Raw genomic sequence first — 22322 nt, 5'->3', positions numbered from 1 at the left:
AAGAAACGCACCTGACCGCTCAGGGTTTGATGGCGTCTAGAGGTGCAGGCTGTCGCCGCGCAGCAGCGCCGGCAGATCGCCCACTTCACCACCCGCCGTACGCATGAAAAAGCGTCGGGCGACGGGAATCTGATCCACGATGGACAGACCCAAACCTCGGGCAGCCCTTATCGTGCTGTGATCATTGGAGAACAGCCAGGTGAACAGGTGCGCGCCCAGCCCGACCGCGACAGAATCCGTTCGCCGCCAGCGCTCATAGCGCTGCAAGGTCGCGGGCGCTCCAAGGTCAAGCCCGGCGCGCTTGGCGTCCACCAGTACATCGGCCAGAACCGCCGCATCGCGCACCCCGAGATTGAAGCCCTGTCCGGCGATGGGGTGAATGCCGCGGGCGGCGTCGCCCACCAGCGCCAGTCGGTCATCGGTGAAGCGTTCCGCGAATTTCAGCGTCAGTGGATAGGTCCAGCGCGGGCTGACGGGTTTCACCCATCCCAGGAAATCACCAAAGCGCGCCTCCAGCGCTTCCTGGAAGCCCGCGTCATCCATGTCTTTCAGGGCGTCCGCCGCCTTAGGTCTTTCGCACCACACAAGGCTCGAGCGATTGCCCGGCAGCGGCAGGATGGCGAACGGACCGGTGGGCATGAAGCATTCATACGCCACACCCTCATGGCTGTGTTCGTGCTCGACGGTCAGCACCACAGCCTTTTGATTATAGGCGTAATCTGTGGTGCGGACGCCCGCCTGAGCGCGCAGACCGGAAAACTTGCCGTCACAACCGACAATGAGGGGCGCTTCGAGCGTCTCACCGCTTTCCAACACCAGGCGATTGCGTCCAGGAGTGACGTCCGGCTCCATATGACTGGCGCGAGCGGGCGCAAACACGGTGAGGCCAGCCTCTTCGGCGGCTTTGGCGAGCGCCACGCGCGTCCAGCGGTTCTCGGCCATATAGCCCAGAGCTTCGCCGTCATCCTCGGGTGAGATTTCGCGACGGTCAAAATGCAGCTGGTCAGGGCCGGGGCCGCCGCGCTTGAGCCCGTCATAGGGACGGCCATCCACGACCAAGATGTCTTCAATCGGCTGGACATGGTCTTTCAGATGCTGGCCGGCGCCGACCGCGTTCAGCATGCGATAGGAGGTGTAAGCCAGCGCCGAGGCGCGCCCGTCATGCTCCGGCGTCACGTGCTCAGACAGCGCCATCGCATCAATGACAGCCACTGCCAGCCCGGCTTTATGCAGGGCCAGCGCCAGGGTCAGACCGGCGAGCCCGCCGCCGGAAATCACCACATCGCCAGAAAAGATCGGTTTGCTCATGGGCGTTAAGATAACAACGCCCCCGCCGAAAGAAAGCGGCGCGGCGCCGCAGGGTGCTTAGCGGCTCAGTGCGCGCTGAATCCAGCCCAGGGCGCCGGTGAAGGCGAGCGGGCCGTCGGTGACAGCGAGCACGATGCAGACCTCGCCTTCGTCGGCGATCGGTTTGTGGATCGTGTCGGGATTGGCCATGCACACATCGCCAGGGCCATAACTGCCGCGCCCGTCCGAGAAACCGCCTGACAGGACGAGCGTGAACTCCGTGCCGTCATGGCCGTGATGGGGCACGCCGCGGCCTGGTTCGATGCGGATCAGCTCCGCCTTGGCGCCGTCTTCGGTCATCAGCGGCATGGTGCGCACGCCGGGGCCTGCGAAAGACCAGCCGCCGGTTTCCAACGCCAGATCGCGGACAGAGCCTGGCAGGTCCAGCAATTCATCAATCGCCTGTCCCGCTTTCTGGGCGGCGTTGCGTGAGGTTTCAGACCCGGTGCGGGCGTTGAAACGCGCCGGACCGGCTTCGCCCAGACCCGCTTCTTCGGTGTCGATGATGTCAAACAGGGTCGCCAGAGCATTCGGCGCCATTTCGGCGGGCGCTTCGCTTTCCAGCAAGACGCCGGCGGCGGCCTCGACCGTTTGACGGGCGCGTGCGACCTCGGCGTTCACAGCCGATTGCGCGTCCAGCAGCAAGCGCATCGGACCCGACAGGGCGCCCGAAGCGTAAGCGGCGTAAATCTCATCACCCAGCGGATGGTTGGTCATGGTCTTCTTCTAAGTCGGCGTCTGGTACAGCGTGGCGGATATTGATCAGTTCAGTCTGACGTCAAGTGACAGGGCGTCTTTTAGTACGGATGCGTGCATTATTTCTTACAAGGTTTCAGAATCAAGCACCCGCCTGAGCTTGTCGAAAGCCAGCCTGAGCCTTGATTTAACAGTGCCTAACGGCATCCCTAGCTCATCGGCGATGTCGCGGTGAGACAAGCCGTCAAAAAACGCCAGACGCAGCAGCGCCACCTGTTCGTCGGGCAAGTCCAGCATGGCTTCACGCACCCGGTCATCGCGATCATTTTCATGAACGGCGTCGTCGGGGGGCTGGATGTCCGGCGGGCGAAGGCTGGGATCCTCACCGTCAAGCGCGGGCTTGTTGGCCTGGCGCGCCGCGTCGATGCGCCGATTGCGCGCGATGCGGAAAATCCAGGTGGAGGCGGAGGCCTGATCGGGGTCGAACTGTTCGGCCTTGCGCCAGACCGTCAGCATGATCTCTTGCGCCAGCTCTTCAGCCAGGCTGTCATGGGCGTTCAGGCGCAGCAGATAGGCTTTGACCCGCGGCGCATAGAAATTGAACAGCGCCGCGAACGCCTGCCGATCACGTTGTGCGGTGGCCAGCACAAGCGAGTTCAGGGTCGCACGATCCGGCTTTGCGCCAGTGGAAAAAGGGGCGTCAGGCAAGTTTCACCCTTGAAGCTCGTTGCAGATCACTCTCACATCCGCACACATGACGATCAAGCCAGATCCTGCCTTGAAACCGCCGTCTCAGACCGCTTTAAACGGGAATACAGACCGGCGCCAGCCGATCTTGCTTGCGTCAAACCGCTCATATCTGAATGGAAATCCCCATGCGCGTTCTATTTGCCAGCCTGTGTCTGACCATCACCGCACTGTCGCCTGTGCAAGCGCAGGAGGCGTCAGAACCTGAGTTTCAGGGCGCGCATCGCGACTGGCGCGTGTTCACGCGCGGTTCGGCCGAGGGTCAGGTCTGTTATGCGCTCAGCCGCCCGCAAGAGGCTTTGCCCGCCAATGTGGACCATGGCGAGGTGTTCTTCCTTGTGGCGAGCTGGCGCAGCGGCGCCGCGGAGAACCAGCCCAGCTTCCTGGCTGGGTACGCCCTGCGTCCTGACAGCCCGCCGCGCGTGCGGGTGGGTTCGGACCGGTTTGAGATGTTCGTCTCCGAGCAGGAAGGGTTTCTGGAAGAGCCGGGCGAGGAGAGCCAGCTTGTGCGCGCGATGCGACGGGGCTCTGATATGCGGGTCGAGGCCACCAGCGCTCGCGGCACCGCCACCGCCTATACGTTTTCACTTTTGGGGGTGACTGCGGCGCTGGAGCAAGTGGACGATCTTTGCGGCTAGGCCTGTCGCGCGACGGCTTCGAAACACTCAAACAGTAGCTGGCGGGCGGCGCTGTGCGGCGCGTTGGCGCGATAAATCAGAGCGGGCCGCACCACCAGATCCGGTGATGAGGCTGTCAGCTGGACCAGGCCGTGTTCGGCCGTCAGCCGGTCCACAACCGAGCGCGGCGCAGCGAGGATATGGTCTGACGCTGAACACGCCAGCGCCAGAACGGTGTAATCATCACACACGAGACCCGGACGCGGCCGCCCCCAGGGCAGAGGCTGGCGGCTGAGGCGTTCGGGCGGCGTGGCCGTGGCCAGCGGAAACCGGTCATACGCCTCACCCTTGAGGGCGGGGTGGTCGGGGCGCACCAGCGCCGTCACGCTCTCCTCTGGCAAGGGATGCACCACCAGGTCCGGATCCAGGACGGCGTCGCCCATATCCGCGGCGACCAGGTCCAGCGCGCCGCGGCGCACCTGATCGACCAGCATCCCCGCCGCGCCCGCGCGGACGGTCAGCTGAACCGTACGCCCGGCGCGATAAAAACGGGCCACCGCCTCGGGCAGCAGGCGGTAGGTGACGCTCGGCCCAGCCCCCAAGCTCAGCACGCCGTCTTCTCCAGCGCGCCAGCGTTCGGCCTCAGCCTTCAGGTCTGCAGCCTGCTGGATCAGCGATCGCGCCCGGGGCAAAAGCGCCTCGCCCAGCGCGGTCAGGATCAGCTTGCGCCCGGCGCGGTCAAACAAGGCGCCGCCCAGATCGGTCTCCAGCTGGGCCAGCGCCTTGCTGGCGGCAGGTTGGCTCACATGCAGGCGCTCCGCGGCTGAGGTCAGCGTGCCGGCGTCGGCGGCGACGAGAAACAGGCGGGCGGTGCGCAGGCTGAGCATGCTACAAGCATAAGCATTAGTTATGGAAGAATGCAAAATTTGTATTGGAAGTTATGATTCGAACCGGCGAGGGTCTGTCCGGGAGGCGTTCGCCATGATCAATGAAAAAATCCTCGTACCCGCAATTTTCGCCGGCTTCATTGTGCTGGAAGCGGTGACAGGACGATTCCTGCAGAAAGAACGCGGCTCGCGCCGGGATGTGATCATCGAGGTTTTGTCCTCGCTCACCATCGTGCTGGTCACCGTGCCGCTGATCTTCGCTGTGGCGCCCATGCTGGTGGAAGCGATCCGGCCGGGTTCGAAAGACGCGCTGGCGTTCCTGCCCTGGTATCTGATGGTGGCGATCTTGCTCGTCGGCGACGACATGACCCAATACTGGTGGCATCGCGCCAGCCACACCTTCCCCGTGCTCTACAATCTGCATCGGGCGCATCATTCAGGCGCTTATCTGTCGATCCGCACCGCCTATCGCAACAATCTCTTCTATTACCTGTTCATGCCGGGGCTGTGGATCGCCGCCGTGCTGGTGCATCTGGGGTTCTACCCGGTCTATGCGGTGTATCTGGTGGTCAAGATGACAGTGATCTTCGGCGCGCATTCATCCTGGCGCTGGGATGCGGCGCTCTACCGGATTCCGCTGCTGGCGCCGGTCATGTGGGTTCTGGAGCGCGTGATCTCCACGCCCGCCACCCACAGCGCTCATCATGGCCTGCACAAAGAGGACGGCGTCACCCATTACAAAGGCAATTACGGCAATCTGCTGTTTTTCTGGGACGTTCTGTTCGGCACCGCGAAGATCACCCGCCGCTATCCGGAGACCTACGGCATAGAGGGGATGGAGCCGGTCAGCGCCGGGCGCGAGCTGCTCTGGCCGCTGGTGCGCAAATAGCCGCGAGACGGCGGCTGACGCTGACAATCGGTCCGGATGAGGCTGGCTCGGGACAGCGAACAAACAAGCGTGTGTGCAGGCGCAAGCCCGCCATGCGTTCTCGCCTCTCGAAGTTTGTTCAGTTTTCCAGTATACGACGGCGCTATGAACGCACCTTTGAAAACTCTCGACCTGTCTTTTTCCAACCGGCCAGAGATGTCCGGCCCGGTTCCGCTCGCCGGTCTGACCCGCTCGCAATTGCGCGACGTGCTGATCGCGCATGATCTGGTGGATGAGAAAAAGGCCAAGATGCGCGCCGAGCAGCTCTGGCGCTGGATCTATCATTACGGCGTCACCGATTTCGATGAGATGACCAATGTGTCCAAGGCCTTGCGCGAGGCGCTCAAGGCGAAGTTCACGCTGGCCCGTCCCGAAATCACCGAACGCCAGGTCAGCGTGGACGGCACGCGCAAATACCTCATCAAGCTGGAAAGCGGGATCGAGGTGGAGACCGTCTTCATCCCCGGTGTTGGCCGTTCGGGCGCGTTGTGCGTGTCCTCTCAGGTGGGCTGCACGCTCAATTGCACCTTCTGTCATACCGGCACCCAGCCGCTGGTGCGCAATCTGACCGCTGCTGAAATCGTCACTCAGGTGATGATCGCGCGCGATGATCTGGGCGAATGGCCGACCTCCAATGAGGACCGCCAGATCACCAATATCGTCTTCATGGGCATGGGCGAGCCGCTCTACACCCTGGACACGGTGTCGGACGCCATCGACGTGATCTCCGACCATGAAGGCATCGCCATCGGCCGTCGCCGCATCACGGTGTCCACCTCCGGCGTGGTGCCGAAAATCCCGGAACTCGGCGAGCGCACCCGCGCCATGCTGGCGATCAGCCTGCACGCGACCAATGACGAGTTGCGCAACGAGCTGGTGCCGCTGAACAAGAAATACCCCATCGCGGAGCTGATGGACGCCATTCGCGCCTATCCCGACCTGTCCAACGCCAAGCGCGTCACATTCGAGTATGTGATGCTGAAAGGCGTGAACGACTCCCTCGCCGAGGCGCGGGCGCTGGTCAAACTGCTGCGCGGCATCCCCTCCAAGATCAATCTCATCCCGTTCAATCCCTGGCCGGGCAGCCCGTATGAATGCTCGGACTGGGATCAGATCGAAGCCTTTGCCGATGTGGTGAACAAGGCCGGTTACGCCAGCCCGATCCGCACGCCGCGGGGCCGCGATATCTTCGCCGCCTGCGGGCAGCTGAAAAGTGAAAGCCAGAAAATCCGCGCCAGCGAGCGCCGGCGTCTGGAACGTGAAGCCGAAGCCAGCCAGGAAGCCACTCAAGAGGATCAGGCGTGAATCATTCAGACCGCCGCCAGCCGCGCAAGTCTGGATCCGAACCCAAGTCCTCCACCAAGAACCTGATGCCGCGCGGCACTGCGCTCGGCGCGGTCGAAGGCGTGCTGGCCAAAGGCGTGCCGCTGGACGGCGCTCTGGCGGGACGGCCGGAATGGAAACGCATGGAGCCGCGTGATCGCGCTTTTGCGCGCGCCATCGCCTCCGCCGTGATCCGTCGCCCCATCGCGCTTGACGCCGCTCTGATGCAGGTGCTCGACAAGCCTTTGCCCGATGAAGAGATCAAGGCGCATCTGATCCTGCGTTGCGGCGCGGCCGAGCGCCTGATCCTTGAAACCCCGGCCCACGCCGCCGTTGACGCCTGGGTCAGCCTGATGGCGCAGGATCCCAATACCGCCCGGTTCAAGAATCTGGCGAACGCCGTGCTGCGCCGGGTTGTGGATCAGGGCAAAGGCGCGTTTCTGGATTCAGACCCGCTTGAAGATCTGCCCGACTGGCTGGCCGAGCGCTGGGTGGAGACCTATGGCGAGCCGGTGGCGCGCGCCATCGCCATCGCCCGGTCCGTCCCGCCGACGCTGGATCTCACCGCCAAGCCGGGCTTTGACGCTCAGAGCTTCGCCGACGAAATCGGCGCCAAGGTGTTGGAGACCGGCACGATCCGGCGCCCGGACATTGGCGCGGTGGATGGCCTGCCGGGCTTTGAAGCGGGCGATTGGTGGGTTCAGGATGTGGCCGCGGCTCTGCCGGCGCGCCTTCTGAACGTCAAACCCGGTGAAAAGGTCGCCGATCTCTGCGCTGCGCCGGGGGGCAAGACCTTGCAGCTGGCTGCTGCGGGCGCGTCAGTGATCGCGGTCGACGCTTCGCCGAAACGCCTCAAGCGTCTGGCTGAAAACCTGGAACGCACCAAACTCAACGCCGAGATCCTCACCGCCGATGTGGCGGACTGGACGGCGCCGGAGCCCATGGACGCGATCCTGCTCGATGCGCCGTGCTCGGCGACCGGCACGCTGCGCCGTCGTCCGGACGCCGCCTGGGCGAAAGAGCCCGGCGACATCGCCAATCTGGCTGACATCCAGCGTCGCCTGCTGGACGCCAGCTTTGCGCAACTCAAACCGGGCGGACGCCTGGTCTATTGCACCTGTTCGCTGGAGCTTGAAGAGGGCGAAGACCAGATCGCGGCCTTCCTCAAGCGCACGCCGGACGCGCGGCTTGATCCGGTGACGGCGGACGAGCTGCCGGGCCTGAAAGAAGCGCTGCGCCCGGACGGCGCCGTGCGCACCCGTCCCGATATGTGGGATGAACGCGGCGGCATGGACGGCTTCTATATTGCGCGGCTGGTGAAAGCCTAACCGACAATTGCCAAACAGACGTACAGCAAACCCCGGTCCGCATTGCGGACCGGGGTTTTGTGTTGGATGTGACCCCTACTGGCCCTGACCCAGCGAGTAGCCGGGCTTGCCGTCGAACTCGTAGAGCTGTTCGGTTTTCACAAAGTCGACGCCGCTTTTTTCAAGCCGGGCTAGAAGATCGACCACGTCGGCGTTCTTGCGCACGCCCTCGCCCATGAAGCGGCAGCGCCAATGGTCGGTCTTGAAGGTTTCGGGCAAGCCTTGCGGCCAGACCTTCACCCCGCGATTGGTGATCATCTTCAGCGACAAGGCCGCACCGCCGGCCGCAAGGTTCAGCGTTTTCGCCAGCTCATCGGGGTTCTGCGTCGGCATGTCCACAAAGACATCCACGCCCACCAGCGTCTTGGTCTGGCGCTCGCGGCGCTCGTAGGGCGCGATGGCGACGCCGCCAGCTTTGGCGTTGTAGCGCACGGGCGTGAAATGGGTCGGCTCCTGGCCCAGGCGCGCGATCACGGCGTCGGCGAAAGCGTCAGTACCCACCTGCTGCTTGGTCATGCCCTCAGAGGCGATGTCGACGGTATGAACGCCGTCCTCAAGGGTTTTCAGCCAGGCGTTATGGAGTTTTTCCGCCACATCGGCCTGACCGATATGGACCAGCATCTGCACGCCAGCGAGGATCAGGCCGGACGGGTTCGCCACGTTCTGTCCCGCAATCATCGGGGCCGAGCCGTGAATGGCCTCGAACATGGCGCAGTGCTCGCCGATGTTGGCGGATCCGCCCAAGCCCACCGAGCCGGTGATTTCGGCGGCGACGTCGGAAATGATGTCGCCATAAAGGTTCGAGGTGACGATGACGTCGAACTGTTCCGGCGCGTCAGCGAGCTTGGCCGTGCCGATATCAATGATCCAGTGATCGGTCTTGATGTCGGGATACTCTTTGGAAATCTCGTCGAAGACCTCATGAAACAGACCATCGGTCAGCTTCATGATGTTGTCCTTGGACAGGCAGGTGACTTTCTTGCGGCCATTGGCGCGGGCGTAATCAAACGCATAGCGCACGATCCGCTCGCAGCCGGGGCGCGAGATCAATTTGAGGCATTGCACCACTTCATCGGTCTGACGGTGCTCGATGCCGGCGTAGAGGTCTTCCTCGTTCTCGCGCACGATCACCACGTCCATGTCAGGATGGCGCGTGGCGACGAAGGGCGACAGCGCGGCGCAGGGGCGCACATTGGCGAACAGGCCCAGCGATTTGCGCACGGTGACATTCAGCGATTTGAAGCCGCCGCCCTGAGGCGTGGTGATCGGCGCCTTGTAGAAGACTTTCGTCCGGCGCAGGGACTCCCACGCGCTGTCCTCAATGCCGGCGCTGACCCCGTTGAGATAGACCTGCTCACCGATGGCGATCGGCTCGGGCGCCAGGGCGGCGCCGGCGGCCTCCAGCACTCTCAGGCTGGCTTTCATGATTTCCGGGCCGATGCCATCGCCGTACGCGACGGTGATCGGGGTGGGGGTGCGCGTCGCCGTGGAGGCGGCGTTCGAGGCGGAGACGTGGACGTTCATTCGGGTTTCCTCATTCCAGCGTGAGTCAACAAACGACGGGCGCGGGTGGACGCGATCAGTCGCTGTGTGAGGCAGGTTTTAGCAAGTCATTAGAATTTGAAAAATTGATTGTCATGCGTCCATGCATTTGAGAAACTCATAGCATGCAAACGGACCGTCTGGATCTTGATCTGCTCCGCGCCTTTGTGGCGGTGGCGCAATCGCAGAGCTTTACGCGCGCTGGAGCGCTGTTGTTCCGCAGTCAGTCGGCGGTCTCGCTCCAGATCCGCAAGCTTGAGCAAATCGTGGATGAGCGGCTGTTCAGCCGCACCGCGCGGCGGGTCACCCTGACGCCGGCGGGGGAGCGTCTGATGGGGTATGCCGAGCGCATGCTGGCGCTCCATGACGAAGCGCTGTCGGCGTTTCGGCAGGGCGAGGCGCGCGGCCATGTGCGTCTGGGAACGCCGGAAGACATCGCCACTGCGCATTTGCCCAAGGCGCTGGCGGAGTTCTCCCGCGCCCACCCCGGCATTCAGCTCGAAGTGACCTGTGACCTGACGCTGAACCTGATGGATATGTTTCACGCCGGGCGTCTGGACGTGGCGCTGGTCAAGCGCGAGCCGAGCGCGGCGGTGGACGGCCAGCGCGTCTGGTCAGAGCCTCTGGTCTGGGTGGGGGCCGATGACAGCGTGTTCAAAACGGACGGTGTCACAGCGCTGGTGGTGAGCCCCGAGCCTTGCGTCTACCGCAAGCGTGCCGTGGAGGCGTTGGGACGCGCGGGCGGCCGGGCGCGTGCCGCCTATGTCTGCGGCTCGCTGGCCGGGGCGCTGGCGGCAGTGCGGGCCGGCTTGGGCGTTGCGGTCTTGCCGCGGGATTTCGCCCCGGATGATCTCGCCATTGACGAGGGCGCGCGCATGCCGCCGCTCGATGACGCCGAGGCGGTGTTGCTGACAGCGGCAGACGCCGGACTGGCCGCCCGCCGCCTGGCTGACCATCTGGCGCATGCGCTCGAGGACGAACCGGCGCGGTTTTAGGCGTCTGCGTCAGGCTTCAGGAGCGATGCTGGAGAGCGCCGCGCAAATTAAGAAGCCTGCACTGACATATCTGAATGGACCCGGCGTGAGCCCTGTTGCGTCTGCAGATGAGAAAACAAAGAAAATCCGGTCGTTGCGGGATAATTTTTTGATTTCAAGGCGGATTCAATCAGTCGCCACTGTAATGAAGAATAAACCCATTCCCTTTCAAGAATTGTGTGTTTTGACAAATGCTGGGCCGCTTCGCGGGACTGAGCGAGGGATAGAGAATGCGCCTGCAGACACAGCTCCTGATCGGAATTTGCGCTGGAATGGCGCTGGCGGCCGCGGCCTGTTTTGGCGTAACAATCTGGTTTGCAAACGGTTTGCGGGACACGAGCATCAATACGCGCCTCCAGGCGGAGGCGATCAGCATTGAAGGCTCCATAGAAGCTGAAGCGCGCCGCGCCTCCAGCATGGCGCGTCTTGCTGGCGCTCTTCCCCCTGTCATTGACGCCTTCGCTGCGAATGATCGCGAAACATTGGCGACCATTGTCGTTCCGGCGTTTGAGGCGGTCAGCGCCGAGGGTGTCGCGCAATTTCAATATCATCTGCCCCCCGCCACCTCATTTTTGCGCGTGCATCGGCCTGAGCGATTTGGCGATGATCTGTCTTCATTCAGACAAACAGTCGTTGAGGCCAATGAACGGCGCGAGACGGTGAGCGGCATTGAAGTCGGGGTGGCAGGTCTCGGCATCCGTGGAGTGCAGCCCGTCTTTGATGGGGCGCGTCATCTCGGTACTGTGGAGATGGGCTTGCGCATGGGCGACGACTTCCTGGCTGCGCACACCAGTCGGACGGGCACGCAAGCCGCGGTGCACAGAGTGACCGAGAGCGGGATGCAACTGGTCGGATCCTCCTTCCCGCAAACGTTTGAATTTGACATGTCGGCTCTGAACAACGGGCTCGTGAACCCGGTGGTCATTCCGCGCGTGGTTATGAATGATACGCCCTTTTCGCTGCGCATCTTCCCACTCAGGGATTTCGATGGTGCGGTGATCGGCGTGGTCACCATAGCTCTGGATCGCAGTGCTCTGGACGCCAGTCATACCCGTCTTCTGACGGTTTTCAGCACCTTGTCAGTCCTCATCGTATTGGCCGGGTTTGGTTTGGCGTGGTTGCTCAACCGGTCGATCGCCCGCCCTCTGGTCGCCTTTAACGGCTCCCTGCAAGCCATCGCGCGCGGTCAGACGGATGTCGATGTCTATGGGAGTGATCGGAAAGATGAGATCGGCGATCTCGCCGTTGCAGTGACTGAAATCCAGGCGAACGCCAAGGCCAAGGCTGAAGCCGAGCATGCTGCTGAACAGGAACGCGAATCCCGAGCGCGTGAAGAGCGCCGCCGAATGATGCGCAATCTGGCCGCAGAGTTTGAAAGCGCAGTGGGTTCAATCGTTGAAACTGTCGCCGCCGCATCCAAGCAGCTGGAGCAGGCCGCTCAGGCGTTGACGTCATCTGCGAAAAAGACCTCTGAGACGGCCGGGACTGTCTCTTCGTCATCGACCGAGGCTTCCGCCAACGTACAGGCTGTCGCCGCCGCAGCTGAAGAGCTTGCTGCATCGGTCAATGAGATCAGCGCCCAGGTCTCCAGGTCCAGTGAAATGGCCGACAAGGCCAGCTCGGAGACGCGTGAAACATCCGGGAAAGTCGGCGAGCTGGCTGATTCAGCACAGAAAATTGGTGATATCGTCACATTGATCAAGCAAATCGCCGAGCAAACCAATTTGTTGGCGCTGAACGCTACGATCGAGGCCGCGCGGGCAGGTGAGGCGGGTAAGGGCTTTGCCGTTGTGGCCGATGAAGTGAAGACCCTGGCGGACCAGACTGCTCAGGCGACCACCGAGATCGCCGAGCAGATCGGCGAAATCCAGGCCTCCACAGCCGCATCTGTTCAGTCCATCGATGTTATTCAGGACACCATCGAAAAGCTGAACGAAGCCAGTTCCATCATCGCCGCGGGCGTGGAGGAGCAAGGCGCCTCCACCCGGGAGATCGCTCAAAATTCGAGCGAAGCTTCACGGTCCACAGACACTGTGAGCGCGTCCATTGACGAGGTTATGCGTGAGGCGTCGGATTCCAGCGCTTCAGCATCACAGGTCCTTGTGTCGGCCTCGGAGCTGTCCCGTCAGGCGGACCAGCTACGCACAGCAGTCGCCGATTTTCTGTCGGCGGTCACGCGTGAGGATGAGGACGAGGGGCAGCCAAAGGCTCAGGCGGTCTGATCGCCTGGTGGCAGGCCATCAGATGCCGGAACTCAGGCAGGCTGGGCGTCTGCAGCCTTATGGATTTCGTTGACCAGATCGGAGTCGAGCTCCAGCCGCGCCGCCAGCATTTGCAGATAGGCGCGCTCGGCGGGGGTGTCGATCTCGATCGCTACCAGCGACGCGGCGTAAATCTCGGCGGCGTGTTCGGGCGTATCCGCAGCGGCGACGACTGCATTGATGTCAAACGGCGCTGACAATTCGTCAAACACGAAAGCTTTGTCTTCCGCGCTCAAATCCATGGCGTTCAGGCGCGCGAAGATCGCCTCTTTCTCCTCGGCGTCGACCTTGCCATCCGCCTTGGCCGCCGCGATCATGGCGCGCACCAGCGCCTTGCCCAGCTGATCGACCGCCGCTTCGTCGGACGGGGCGGGCAGGAAGGCGGAGTTCTCCGGGGCCGGCGTGAACTCTGCGTCCTGGGCTGCTGTCTGAGCGGCGGGCGCTGCGGCCTGGCCTTGCTTGTTTTGCTGGCTCTTCTGCCAGGCGTGATAGGCGAGCCCGCCAATGGCGGCGACGGCGCCGTATTTGGCCGCCTTGCCCATCATCTTGCGCCCGGACTTGCCCATCAGCATGGAGGCGGCGAAGCCCGCTGCGACGCCGCCGCCGCCCGCCAGCGCCGTGCGCTGCGCGTTGGGGTCAGTCTGAAGGGCGGTGATGATTTTGTTCACGTCAAACATGGCGGACCTTTGCGTCGGTTGGAGGGGTCGGCGCGGCGTCTCGCCGTCCGTCCGTTTGAGATTGAAATATGCGCCTTTGAGCAATTGGGAAGACCGTCATTCTGGCGCAAGAAGCCGTGACCGGTTTTTCACGCAGACACAGCAGCGTTAGGTCCTTGACTGGCGCGGTGTATTGGGTACTTTCCGCCGCCTTACGGTGAGGTGGCCGAGTGGTCGAAGGCGCACGCCTGGAACGCGTGTAGGCGGGTAACCGTCTCGTGGGTTCGAATCCCACCCTCACCGCCAGGATTTCCAGCGATACCAGTCTCTGTCCCGAAACTCGCGGATTACCCGCGCAGTTTCGGCGGTTTAGAAATCCGATACCGGAACTGAGACGCCGCAAACATTCTAAAACTAGGCCCAAATTCCGGAAAGTCTCAGTCGCTAAGATGGCGCGGTCCCCTTACCCTGTTCCAGTCGCATTAACAGGGTTTTGAGTCAGGATCGTCTAAAACCTGATCGCTGCGGGTCGCTAAATGGACATAAATTCAGTGGGTTGAACAAGTTTTCCCTAAGCGCATACGCAGGGAAAATTCCCGCTTGATCAGGGAATTGACGTGCGCCGAACAGGGAATTTTTTGGCGCTATCAGGTCGAAGGATTTAGACGCTGTCGAAGCCGAAAGCGCGCGCCTGCTCGGCCCAGTCGAGCGGTATATCGGTGCGGACGAAAGTCTCGGTCGTAAGGTGCGCCGGCTGTCGGCCCTCAAGGATCGCCGACATGATGGTCGGCGATAGAAACGCCATCTGTAAACGGCTTCTTAGGTAGCGCTGCGAGACCTGCTCGCGCTTGGCAAGTTCAGTGATAGACACTCCGGATTTCAGGTCATCGAGCCACGCCAGGGCTTTGCCGAGCGTCTTCCTCATCAGCGCGTCAGGTTTCGGCTTTTCATCGGCGAGCACCAATCTGGCTTCGGCGCCCCGTCGATGAATCACAAAGGGCGTTTCGAACATGACCTGCTGCACACCGCACGTTGCTGTTTTATCGATCGGGCGGGGTATTGCGACGGTCACCTCCAACGCGCCTTTGCGCACAGTCACCTTTGTGACCGCTGCCAACGTCTCGGCTTCGCTCGTGTTTATAAGCTGTTGCAGGTTCTTCGTCTCAGTCTCGATAGCTGCAATGGTCTGGCTGTTTTGGGCCGCCAATTGTTGCGCGTTCTTGGTCAGGAAACGGGTCGTCGCGTCCGCCACCGCTGTCTCAAGTTTCTGGGCGGAGATCCGCAGACCTTCCTGCCCCTCTTTTCCAGAGTTTTTGACCAGGCGGCTCGACACGTAATAGCGAAATCGCCGCGAGCCGCGCGTCGTGTGACTGGGCGTCAGTCGGTCGCCGGTTTCATCGAAGACTTTTCCAGAGAGAGGGCTCGTAACGGCCATACTTTTGCGGCGGGAAGGGCGTGAGGACGCTGCATTGAGCTTCTCTTGGACTCGGTCGAAAAGCGCATCGGAAATGATGGCCTCGTGTTTACCAGGATAAACCTTATCCTTGTGCCGGATGCGACCTGTGTAGATGGGATTGCGCAGGAGCGCCTGGATGCGGCCACGTGAAAACGGCTTGCCGCCTCGCATGCGCTCATTTTCGCTTTCTCGCATTTTGGTTCGTAGCCCTTCGCCGTCTGCAGCTTTTTCGACGAGGCGTAGACAGGCATGCTGATCGTAGAGTTCGAATAGCCGTTGGACAGTCTCGGCCTCCTTAGGAACGATTTTAAGCGATCGCCCGTCTGGCTCGAAGCCAAGGGGCACGAACCCGCCCATCCAGAGACCCTTGGCCTTGGACTGGGCGAGTTTGTCACGAATGCGCTCTGCGGTGACTTCTCTTTCAAACTGGGCGAATGAGAGGAGCACGTTAAGCGTCAATCGGCCCATGGAGGTGGACGTGTTGAACGCCTGTGTCACCGAGACGAATGAGGCCCCAGCGGCCTCAAGCCTGTCGATCAGTTTCGCGAAGTCGGCAAGCGAGCGTGTGAGCCGGTCGACTTTGTAAACCACCACCAGGTCGATCCGCGCGGCTTCGATGTCGGTAAGCAGGCGCTCCAGTCCGGGCCGGTTAAGCGTGCCACCGGAGATCCCGCCGTCATCATATCGGTTGGGCAGGAGTTTCCATCCCTCGTGTCGCTGGGAGGCGACAAAAGCTTCGCAAGCCTCGCGCTGGGCCTGAAGGGAGTTGAAGTCCTGATCAAGGCCCTCCTCGGAGGATTTGCGGGTGTAGATGGCGCATCGTTTCACCTGTGGAGTACTCATTGTTTAGTGCTCTTCAAGCCGAAGAAGCGGGGACCAGACCAGCGAACTCCTGTAATCGCCTCAGCAATCGCTGAAAGTGACCGGTAGGTTCGCCCGCGCCAGACGAACCCCTTCTCCAGGACTTCGACGGTGTGCGTTTCTCCATTCCATTCGCGGATTAGACGCCCGCCAGCGGCCAAGCCTGGCGCGGCGGGGCGGCACGTGTCGCGGGTAAGTTTCTTGAGCCTATGGACGTCCCGCCGTGGCAATGCGCCATGAAGGAGGACCTGCGCCTCATGAGCGAGGATGCGGCGAAGTAGGACCGCGCTCATGCGTCGTGGCGGTTCCTCCTCATGGAGCTCGCGCCACACCTTGGTGAGTTCAGAGTGAGCCATGTCTTCAAGACTCTTTATGGTGACCAGACGCTTCATGCCTCGGCCCTTAAGTCGCGAGCCGATAGCGGGCGGCGCTTTTGCCCTCTTTAGGCGGCAGCTTCTCCACCGCATGACCGTCCTTGCGCAGCCCCGTTAGAGCTGCGCGCGTTGTATGCGGCTGCCAGCCGAACGCCGCGGCGAGCTTTGCGATGGTTACGCCACCTGGATTCTGAAGTCGGTCCACCAGCTGGGCCTTTTTGGACCCCTCACGGTAAATCGGTGTGTCGAGTTGCTCAGCTTGTTTGGCATTGTGTGAATTATCGTTCGCCATGATGGGCCTCCAGTAGCGGCGCGGGCGGGATGCCGGCGTTTGCACTGAGGCAGGCCTGGAAGCCGGTTCGCGTATGCGCGGCGGCGTTTCCAGGCTTGGTGTGCATGCATGCTCGAACAGTGACGTCAGTCCAGTCGGGCGGCGGAAGATTTGACAAGCTCCAGCAGTGCGTTCTGCGGTCTGGCGCATAGAATAAGGGCCGCCATATTCGGCGGCCCTTATTCAAGGATAGTTTGTCCTCCGCCAGAGATGGTGAACCTCTCGCCGATCTTGCCGTTCCGCTGGCCGGCTTAGGGGCCATATCGAGCAGTGCCTGGCCTCTTGCAGCTCTGGCCAAACGGATGGATTCGGGGATGGGTCGAGCGGGTTGTTGAACGGGCTCTTCGCCGGCGATCTTTAGAGCTCCGCGTTTCGGCGCCCGTCTATTGTCGATAGCGTCTCGGTGAGTTGGCTGCACGCACCGATTCCTAAAATCGGATCTCTTAAACATGCCAGCGCGTCCATGTCAGTACGGACGCCCTGTTAAGGGGTCGGTCTCCAGAAGAGCTTGGCCGCGCCCGGAACGCGCCCAGCGCATGAACTGAGAAAGCGAGTCGACTTGATCGTCGAAACGGCTCTCTGGAAAGGCGCGCATCTCATCCCGCAGGGTAGGCCACCAGTCCACCTCGGTTGGAAATGCAACAGCCCCATCATAAAGAAAATCCAGATGAGGAATGAGGCGATCAAGCTTGCTTCCATCTGGATCCATGAGCACCGGAAAAAGTTCGCCCTCCTGACGCATGATGCTCCACATAATCTGTGTTGCGTTGGTGCGCTCGATTAGAACCTCCTCCGGAGACCACTGTCTGGACATCTGAAGGATCCGTGATTTGAGATCAGCTCCGTCAAGACGAGCACGTAATAGATCGAGTAAGTACCAGACGCCACGTTGATAACCCCAGGTGGTGCAGACGGAAAACGAGCACTTCGGCCCCGTTTCAACAGCCGTGTCCCAGCTTTGTATTATATAGGTACATTTCTTGTGCTCAGGTGGCCGGTCGACCAGCTTGATTTTCTTCATGTCGATCACAGCGCCGTCGGGCAGGACGGGGCGTTGCTGGTACTGCGCGGCGAAAGCGACTCGGCCCATTTCCTTTTCTTGGTCCGCAAGCCCAGCCTCAGTGAACCTGTACGGATCAAGGATATGCCCTTTCTTTCGTACCCAGACTTTCCCGCGGTATAGTGGGATCTCCTCAGTCTCCTCGGCTGTCGCCGGCAAGTTCAGGTGACGATATCGACCGTTCTCAAGGAGAAAGGCGGGAAAGTCGTCTTCGTGCAGGCGCTGCATAATGGCGATGATCGAACCTGTCCGCGGATTATCGAGCCGACTTCGAAGTGTGTCGGTGTAAAATAACCTCGCTTTAGCCCTCATCACTTCCTGTCGCGCCTCAGCGCCTTTGAGGATGTCGTCGATAATAATAACGTCAGCGCCGAACCCTGTGACCGTACCTCCAAGCGAGACGCCGTAGCGCGCCCCGCCGGCTGTAGTTCGCCATTCATACTTACTGCTCGACGCTACGCGCGTGTTTGGGAAGAGCCGTTGATACCATGTCGCGTTGACCACCCTTGCGAACTTCGCCGCGTGCTCGGCGCTCAGCGTGTCGGAGTAGGTGGCGACCATGACCTTGGCAGACGGATCGCGACCCAGGAGCCAGGCCGGCAAGGCGATCGCCGCAGCGACGGATTTGAGGTGGCGCGGCGGGATCGTAACCAAAAGCCGTCCCGCATCCGCCTCGGTGGCCTGCTGCAGGGCGAGACACAGGGCGTCCACATACTCGAGCGACTTCAACGGGTCGCCCTCCAGCTCGGCGAAGACGCGCTGCAAAAAGAAGTAGAAGATCGTCTTCTGGGCAAGGTCGAGCTTCTTGCGCGGATCAGTCATCGGGTGCCTCCTCCGCCGGTTCGGCTTCGCCCAGAACCGTCACCGGCTCGCTCTGCACCCACTCTGCAAGCTCGGCCAACATGGCTTGCTCTGCCGGAGATCGACCGCCGCCTTCTTGGTCGGGCTCGTTATCCGGCGAGCCCACCGTTTGCTGAAGCTTGAACAGTCGGTCGAATGCCTTGGCGTCTCCTTTCATCGCTTCGGCGAGCTGGCGCTTTAGGAGGGCTTCGACCGCCGCGACTTTGCGCCGCCGTCCGCCCTCGGTGATTTCGACCTGCTTGTACAGAATCTCATCCAGCATAGTGCTGAGCGCTTTTTTCCTACGTGGCCGTCCACGGGGGTTGCCCGACTGGCCTTTCTTAAACTGGGTGCGTTTTGGCGGATTCGCATAGCCGACTGGTCGGTGTGGATCATGACCGTCTGGAGTCGGTGCGCTTGGTTCTGCGCCTCCGACAGCGTTGTCCTGAGGGCGCTCGCGGCGTCGAATACGAATATTGGGCGTCTTATTGCTCATGACCGCCGCCTCGCTGAGCTTGAACATCCTGAAAAGAGGCGCCTGTCGCCTCCAGCGTCGCCTCGGTTCCATAGGCCTTGCGGTAGCGTTCGATGATGACGTCGCAATAGCCCGGATCGATCTCGATAAGCCGTCCCACGCGACCCGTTTGCTCGGCGGCGAGCAGTGTGCTCCCTGACCCGCCGAACACGTCCAGCACGAGGTCGCCGCGTGCGGTGACGTCCTTTAAGGCGTCCGCGATTAATGCGACAGGTTTGACAGTGGGGTGAAGCTTTAGAAGTTCGTCGCGGTCCCTGGAGCCGGAATTGCACCCTGGGTAGGCCCAAACATTAGTTCTATTGCGCCCATGCTTGCCGAGTTCGATATTGTTGCGGTGTGAGGCGCCGGCCTTTTTGAAGACGCAGACCATCTCGTGTTGACTGCGGTAGAGTGAGCCCATCCCTCCAACGCCCTTGTCCCAAACGGCGAGGTTCAAAAGCTCAAAGCCAACGCTCTCGCCAGCCACGATCAACGGGGAGACTGATCGCCAGTCCATGCAGCTGAATGCGATACCGCCCTGCTTGATGCGCTCGTAGAGCCGAGCATGCACGGTAGTGAGAAACTCGGCGAAAACGTCTTTGCTCATTTCGCCGGAGGCCATGGCGAACTCGCGGTGCTTCACTTTGCCAAGTCCGCAAATGTGCTTGTCCACCGGCACGTTGTACGGTGCGTCGGTAAAGACCGCGTCGACCGCGTCGACCGCTTCGTCGCGAAGGAGCGCCTCATAGGTCTCCGGCTTGAGCGCGTCGCCGCAGACGAGCCGGTGCTGGCCAAGGAGCCACACATCACCTGGTCGGGTGACTGGATCGCCTGGAACTTCTGGTATGGCAGGTTCATCACCCACCTCGCCTTCATCAAACATGAGATCAACTTCGGCGACATCAAAACCGAGGGTCTCCATGTCGAAGTCCAGCTCGATCAGGTCCGCGATCTCGACCCTAAGGGCGTCGATGTTCCACTCGGCGGCTTCGGCTAGTTTGTTGTCCGCGATGCGGTAGGCGCGCACCTCCTCTTCGGAGAGATGCTCGATGCGGACCGCTGGGGCGTGTGTCCTCCCGAGCTTCTTTGCTGCGGCGACGCGCGCGATGCCTGCGACTACCTCGCCGCGCGCATCGATCAGGATCGGCGCGACGAAACCGAACCGTTCGATGGACTTGGCGAGATTAGCGATCTGGCGGGCAGGGTGCTTGCGTAGCTCCTGCTCAGGCAGCCGAAGGTCGCCGAGCGCGACCTCGGTCAGGAGAATGTGGTTGGGGGTTGGTGATCCGTGTGCAGAATGTTGGTCGGCCATGGCCGCCTCCTCGGTCTAAGCCGAGGCGGGCACGCAAAACGTACTCGTTCCACGCCCCGCCTAAGCCGGTTGCGTTGAGAGGAGTCGTTACGCCGTTCCAAATTAGGCCTATGGTTTTAACCGCCTGGCCGGCCCTCTCTACAAGCCGGTGACACCCAAAACCCTGCAGCTCACTATCCAAGAGCCTGGTAGCAATCCCATCCGTCGTGCGCAGGCGCTGTTGTGCGACGGTCGCGATCGCTATTTGCAGCTTTCACTTTACGCCATCCCGGCGTGATCAAGTTCCGCTTTTTCAGGAACTATTAGGGTAATTGGGTAGCGCGTTTGAGGGTGCAAGAGCCAGGTCTGAATAATTCAGAATGGCTGGATACGCTGGTGCGCGTAGCTGATTTTCGATGTCGGGCGCGGTGTCGGTGTGCCCATAGCTCAGCTGGATAGAGCGCTGTCCTTCGAAGGCAGAGGTCTCAGGTTCGAATCCTGATGGGTGCGCCACCTTTTCTTGTTCTCTTTCGCGTCCGCTCAGTCGATCCTCGCTCACGCTTCGGGCGGGCGGTCGCCCTTGCGAACCCTGCAGGTTCGAAGTTGGCCCGCTAAGGCGCGCCATTTTTTCAATGACTTAAGCGTGCAGTAGTTTTCCAGAAAAATTTCGAGTCACCACCCAGTCGCCACGCTCATGGTAAACGCCTGTTTACGTTAGACCTCTGCCCTTCGGTGATTTTGGGACTGAAAATTGAGTGGGCTGCCATCAAGGCTCGAATTGGTATCGAGCAGTCAGCCACCTCCCCACACTGATCGCTACGAATGCTTATCAACGATAGAGGAGAAGAATCGAACTGTTCGAGCCACCCTAGCAAAACTGCTCCCGTAGCTCAGGGGAATCGGCTGCAAACAGCCTAGCTTGCGACCAGACGCTACAGCCTTACCGACGAATACATAAGCCATAGCGATTTCAGGGAGTTGGCTTCTAAGCGCATTTCCCTTCACTCATGCTGGCCTGGCTCATTCTTCCAGCGTTTAATCTGACTGAGGAGATCATCCTCTTCACGAAGCCCGAACCTGGAACGCTATCAAGCCCGCTTAAAGAGAGAGTGCAAGCCAAACGCGAAATGCTGTCCACAGCCGGGCATGCAGACACTAACAGTCTGTGCCCAACATTCGCTTGATTGATGAAAACTCGCTCGAGTGAGTAGTTGCAGCACTGCGCCTCTGCAAAAGCCGTGTAGTAGGGCTTTCTCAGAGATCAGGCTTATCCCACCAGCGGGAGCAAACATGTTGCAAGTGCTTCATAAAAAAATATCTAGCGCTCAACCTTATATTTTGGTTATCTAAAAATGAATTTTACCGTCTAGGGGGAAGATGGGTCGCATCATGGACGGCAGTGCACACCATTTAAAACTTGAAGAGTTTCCCATGAATGAGGACCGCCCCTGGTTCCAAAGGGCGTCCAAGCGCGTGCTCGATATAAGCCTTGCACTCGCTGGGCTCATAATCCTGAGCCCTGTTCTGATCACAGTTGCCGCTCTTGTGCGTTTGCAAGACAAAGGTCCATCGATCTTTACACACACTCGCATTGGCCAGAACGGCAAACCGTTCAAGTGCTATAAATTTAGGTCCATGGTGATGGATGCTCCGGAGCGCTTGGAGCGCGTCTTGGCAACAGATCCTGAAGCTTCAGCGGAATGGGCTCGTGCTCAAAAACTCCGCAAAGATCCTCGCATCACAAAGTTTGGTGGATTTTTGCGTCGCTCAAGCCTTGATGAATTGCCTCAGCTCCTCAACATTCTGCGCGGTGAAATGTCCATAGTCGGCCCCCGCCCCATCGTAATGGATGAGGTCAGACGGTATGGAAGCCAGTTTGAAGCGTACAAAGCCGTGCGACCCGGCGTGACTGGGTTGTGGCAGGTGAGTGGCCGCAATGATCTGAGCTATGACGAGCGTGTCGAGATGGATGCGCGATATGCGCGCGAATGGACGATGCTGGGGGACATCTGGATCATCATCAAGACAATCCCTGCGGTCATACTCAGCCGAGGAGCGAGCTGAGAACTATGAACCGAGTTACTATCGACAATCGACGTTATCGGGCGTCACACCACAGCGAGACAATGTAGAGCGGCATACGGTTTGCTTTAGATGCTGAGAATTATTCAAATCTGACGGACGCGGGGA

The 22322-nt window shown here is 60.9% G+C and carries 19 protein-coding genes and 2 tRNA genes; 9 read left to right on the top strand and 12 right to left on the bottom strand.

Annotated elements, in window-relative coordinates:
* Positions 1–36 precede the first annotated feature (36 nt).
* The 3 genes from B3M53_RS09975 to B3M53_RS09965 form a co-directional block, all read right to left on the bottom strand.
* Positions 37–1308, bottom strand: a complete 1272-nt coding sequence (locus tag B3M53_RS09975) for a UbiH/UbiF/VisC/COQ6 family ubiquinone biosynthesis hydroxylase (protein WP_160092992.1) — start codon at positions 1306–1308, stop codon at positions 37–39.
* A gap of 57 nt (positions 1309–1365) precedes the next feature.
* Positions 1366–2064 carry a ChrR family anti-sigma-E factor gene (locus B3M53_RS09970; protein ID WP_273144084.1) on the bottom strand — a complete coding sequence of 233 codons (699 nt, stop codon included), beginning with the start codon at positions 2062–2064 and terminating at the stop codon, positions 1366–1368.
* A gap of 105 nt (positions 2065–2169) precedes the next feature.
* On the bottom strand, positions 2170–2751 hold the full coding sequence (locus B3M53_RS09965; protein WP_286800307.1) for a sigma-70 family RNA polymerase sigma factor: 582 nt from the start codon (positions 2749–2751) through the stop codon (positions 2170–2172).
* A 167-nt stretch (positions 2752–2918) separates the two neighbouring features.
* Between B3M53_RS09965 and B3M53_RS09960 the strand changes: the two genes are divergently transcribed.
* Positions 2919–3428 carry an invasion associated locus B family protein gene (locus tag B3M53_RS09960; protein ID WP_160092994.1) on the top strand — a complete coding sequence of 170 codons (510 nt, stop codon included), beginning with the start codon at positions 2919–2921 and terminating at the stop codon, positions 3426–3428.
* Here the strand turns inward: B3M53_RS09960 and B3M53_RS09955 are convergent.
* Positions 3425–4294 (bottom strand): LysR family transcriptional regulator, encoded by an 870-nt coding sequence (locus tag B3M53_RS09955; RefSeq protein ID WP_286800303.1) that lies wholly within the window; start codon positions 4292–4294, stop codon positions 3425–3427. The genes B3M53_RS09960 and B3M53_RS09955 overlap by 4 nt on opposite strands.
* A 94-nt stretch (positions 4295–4388) precedes the next feature.
* Between B3M53_RS09955 and B3M53_RS09950 the strand changes: the two genes are divergently transcribed.
* The 3 genes from B3M53_RS09950 to B3M53_RS09940 all read left to right on the top strand — a co-directional run bounded on the left by B3M53_RS09950 (position 4389) and on the right by B3M53_RS09940 (position 7873).
* On the top strand, positions 4389–5183 hold the full coding sequence (locus B3M53_RS09950; protein ID WP_286800302.1) for a sterol desaturase family protein: 795 nt from the start codon (positions 4389–4391) through the stop codon (positions 5181–5183).
* A gap of 144 nt (positions 5184–5327) precedes the next feature.
* Entirely contained in the window at positions 5328–6527 is a 1200-nt protein-coding gene (gene rlmN, locus B3M53_RS09945; RefSeq protein ID WP_286800300.1) for a 23S rRNA (adenine(2503)-C(2))-methyltransferase RlmN, read from the top strand.
* Positions 6524–7873 carry an RsmB/NOP family class I SAM-dependent RNA methyltransferase gene (locus tag B3M53_RS09940; RefSeq protein WP_286800299.1) on the top strand — a complete coding sequence of 450 codons (1350 nt, stop codon included), beginning with the start codon at positions 6524–6526 and terminating at the stop codon, positions 7871–7873. Before rlmN ends, B3M53_RS09940 begins: the two co-directional genes overlap by 4 nt.
* Positions 7874–7948: 75 nt before the next feature.
* On the opposite strand, the gene B3M53_RS09935 is transcribed toward B3M53_RS09940, so the two are convergent.
* Complete coding sequence (locus B3M53_RS09935; RefSeq protein WP_286800296.1) at positions 7949–9436, bottom strand: NADP-dependent isocitrate dehydrogenase; 1488 nt, start codon at positions 9434–9436, stop codon at positions 7949–7951.
* Between the two features lie 143 nt (positions 9437–9579).
* On the opposite strand from B3M53_RS09935, the gene B3M53_RS09930 reads away from it, so the two are divergent.
* A complete protein-coding gene (locus tag B3M53_RS09930; protein ID WP_022701015.1) occupies positions 9580–10449 on the top strand; it encodes a LysR family transcriptional regulator in 870 nt (289 codons plus the stop codon).
* Positions 10450–10718: 269 nt separating this feature from the next.
* Complete coding sequence (locus tag B3M53_RS09925) at positions 10719–12710, top strand: methyl-accepting chemotaxis protein (protein ID WP_084683435.1); 1992 nt, start codon at positions 10719–10721, stop codon at positions 12708–12710.
* A 32-nt stretch (positions 12711–12742) separates the two neighbouring features.
* Here the strand turns inward: B3M53_RS09925 and B3M53_RS09920 are convergent, their stop codons facing one another.
* Positions 12743–13426, bottom strand: coding sequence for a tellurite resistance TerB family protein (locus B3M53_RS09920; RefSeq protein WP_286800294.1), 684 nt, complete (start codon positions 13424–13426; stop codon positions 12743–12745).
* 195 nt (positions 13427–13621) lie between these two features.
* Between B3M53_RS09920 and B3M53_RS09915 the strand changes: the two genes are divergently transcribed.
* A tRNA-Ser gene (locus tag B3M53_RS09915) sits at positions 13622–13711 on the top strand.
* A gap of 355 nt (positions 13712–14066) precedes the next feature.
* Here B3M53_RS09915 and B3M53_RS09910 read toward each other — a convergent pair.
* The 6 genes from B3M53_RS09910 to B3M53_RS09885 form a co-directional block, all read right to left on the bottom strand.
* Positions 14067–15704, bottom strand: coding sequence for a recombinase family protein (locus tag B3M53_RS09910; protein WP_286800293.1), 1638 nt, complete (start codon positions 15702–15704; stop codon positions 14067–14069).
* Positions 15701–16114, bottom strand: a complete 414-nt coding sequence (locus tag B3M53_RS09905; protein ID WP_160093001.1) for a DUF2924 domain-containing protein — start codon at positions 16112–16114, stop codon at positions 15701–15703. The genes B3M53_RS09910 and B3M53_RS09905 overlap by 4 nt, the downstream gene beginning before the upstream one ends.
* 10 nt (positions 16115–16124) lie before the next feature.
* On the bottom strand, positions 16125–16388 hold the full coding sequence (locus tag B3M53_RS09900; RefSeq protein ID WP_286800292.1) for a DUF3489 domain-containing protein: 264 nt from the start codon (positions 16386–16388) through the stop codon (positions 16125–16127).
* Between the two features lie 505 nt (positions 16389–16893).
* Positions 16894–18309, bottom strand: a complete 1416-nt coding sequence (terL, locus tag B3M53_RS09895) for a phage terminase large subunit (protein ID WP_286800291.1) — start codon at positions 18307–18309, stop codon at positions 16894–16896.
* Positions 18302–18823: a DUF5681 domain-containing protein gene (locus B3M53_RS09890; RefSeq protein WP_286800290.1), complete on the bottom strand. Its 522-nt coding sequence runs from the start codon at positions 18821–18823 to the stop codon at positions 18302–18304. The genes terL and B3M53_RS09890 overlap by 8 nt, the downstream gene beginning before the upstream one ends.
* Positions 18813–20153: a site-specific DNA-methyltransferase gene (locus tag B3M53_RS09885; RefSeq protein ID WP_286800289.1), complete on the bottom strand. Its 1341-nt coding sequence runs from the start codon at positions 20151–20153 to the stop codon at positions 18813–18815. The genes B3M53_RS09890 and B3M53_RS09885 overlap by 11 nt, the downstream gene beginning before the upstream one ends.
* A 415-nt stretch (positions 20154–20568) precedes the next feature.
* Between B3M53_RS09885 and B3M53_RS09880 the strand changes: the two genes are divergently transcribed.
* Together B3M53_RS09880 and B3M53_RS09875 are read left to right on the top strand one after the other, a co-directional pair.
* Positions 20569–20645 (top strand) — tRNA-Arg (locus B3M53_RS09880).
* Positions 20646–21509: 864 nt separating this feature from the next.
* Positions 21510–22196 (top strand): sugar transferase, encoded by a 687-nt coding sequence (locus B3M53_RS09875; protein ID WP_286800288.1) that lies wholly within the window; start codon positions 21510–21512, stop codon positions 22194–22196.
* The last annotated feature ends 126 nt before the right edge of the window (positions 22197–22322 follow it).

Origin of the sequence: Oceanicaulis sp. UBA2681 (assembly GCF_002354675.1) — a bacterium.
In the GTDB taxonomy this organism is placed as follows: Bacteria; Pseudomonadota; Alphaproteobacteria; order Caulobacterales; family Maricaulaceae; genus Oceanicaulis; species Oceanicaulis alexandrii.
The sequence above is the reverse complement of the archived record's forward strand: the minus strand, read 5'-3'. Positions and strand labels throughout refer to the sequence as shown.

Coding starts and splice junctions, on each gene's coding strand:
- B3M53_RS09975 (WP_160092992.1), bottom strand. CDS start 1,308: ATGAGCAAACCGATCTTTTCTGGCGATGTGGTGATTTCCGGCGGCGGG.
- B3M53_RS09970 (WP_273144084.1), bottom strand. CDS start 2,064: ATGACCAACCATCCGCTGGGTGATGAGATTTACGCCGCTTACGCTTCG.
- B3M53_RS09960 (WP_160092994.1), top strand. CDS start 2,919: ATGCGCGTTCTATTTGCCAGCCTGTGTCTGACCATCACCGCACTGTCG.
- B3M53_RS09955 (WP_286800303.1), bottom strand. CDS start 4,294: ATGCTCAGCCTGCGCACCGCCCGCCTGTTTCTCGTCGCCGCCGACGCC.
- B3M53_RS09950 (WP_286800302.1), top strand. CDS start 4,389: ATGATCAATGAAAAAATCCTCGTACCCGCAATTTTCGCCGGCTTCATT.
- rlmN (WP_286800300.1), top strand. CDS start 5,328: ATGAACGCACCTTTGAAAACTCTCGACCTGTCTTTTTCCAACCGGCCA.
- B3M53_RS09935 (WP_286800296.1), bottom strand. CDS start 9,436: ATGAACGTCCACGTCTCCGCCTCGAACGCCGCCTCCACGGCGACGCGC.
- B3M53_RS09930 (WP_022701015.1), top strand. CDS start 9,580: ATGCAAACGGACCGTCTGGATCTTGATCTGCTCCGCGCCTTTGTGGCG.
- B3M53_RS09925 (WP_084683435.1), top strand. CDS start 10,719: ATGCGCCTGCAGACACAGCTCCTGATCGGAATTTGCGCTGGAATGGCG.
- B3M53_RS09920 (WP_286800294.1), bottom strand. CDS start 13,426: ATGTTTGACGTGAACAAAATCATCACCGCCCTTCAGACTGACCCCAAC.
- B3M53_RS09910 (WP_286800293.1), bottom strand. CDS start 15,704: ATGAGTACTCCACAGGTGAAACGATGCGCCATCTACACCCGCAAATCC.
- B3M53_RS09905 (WP_160093001.1), bottom strand. CDS start 16,114: ATGAAGCGTCTGGTCACCATAAAGAGTCTTGAAGACATGGCTCACTCT.
- B3M53_RS09900 (WP_286800292.1), bottom strand. CDS start 16,388: ATGGCGAACGATAATTCACACAATGCCAAACAAGCTGAGCAACTCGAC.
- terL (WP_286800291.1), bottom strand. CDS start 18,309: ATGACTGATCCGCGCAAGAAGCTCGACCTTGCCCAGAAGACGATCTTC.
- B3M53_RS09890 (WP_286800290.1), bottom strand. CDS start 18,823: ATGAGCAATAAGACGCCCAATATTCGTATTCGACGCCGCGAGCGCCCT.
- B3M53_RS09885 (WP_286800289.1), bottom strand. CDS start 20,153: ATGGCCGACCAACATTCTGCACACGGATCACCAACCCCCAACCACATT.
- B3M53_RS09875 (WP_286800288.1), top strand. CDS start 21,510: ATGGGTCGCATCATGGACGGCAGTGCACACCATTTAAAACTTGAAGAG.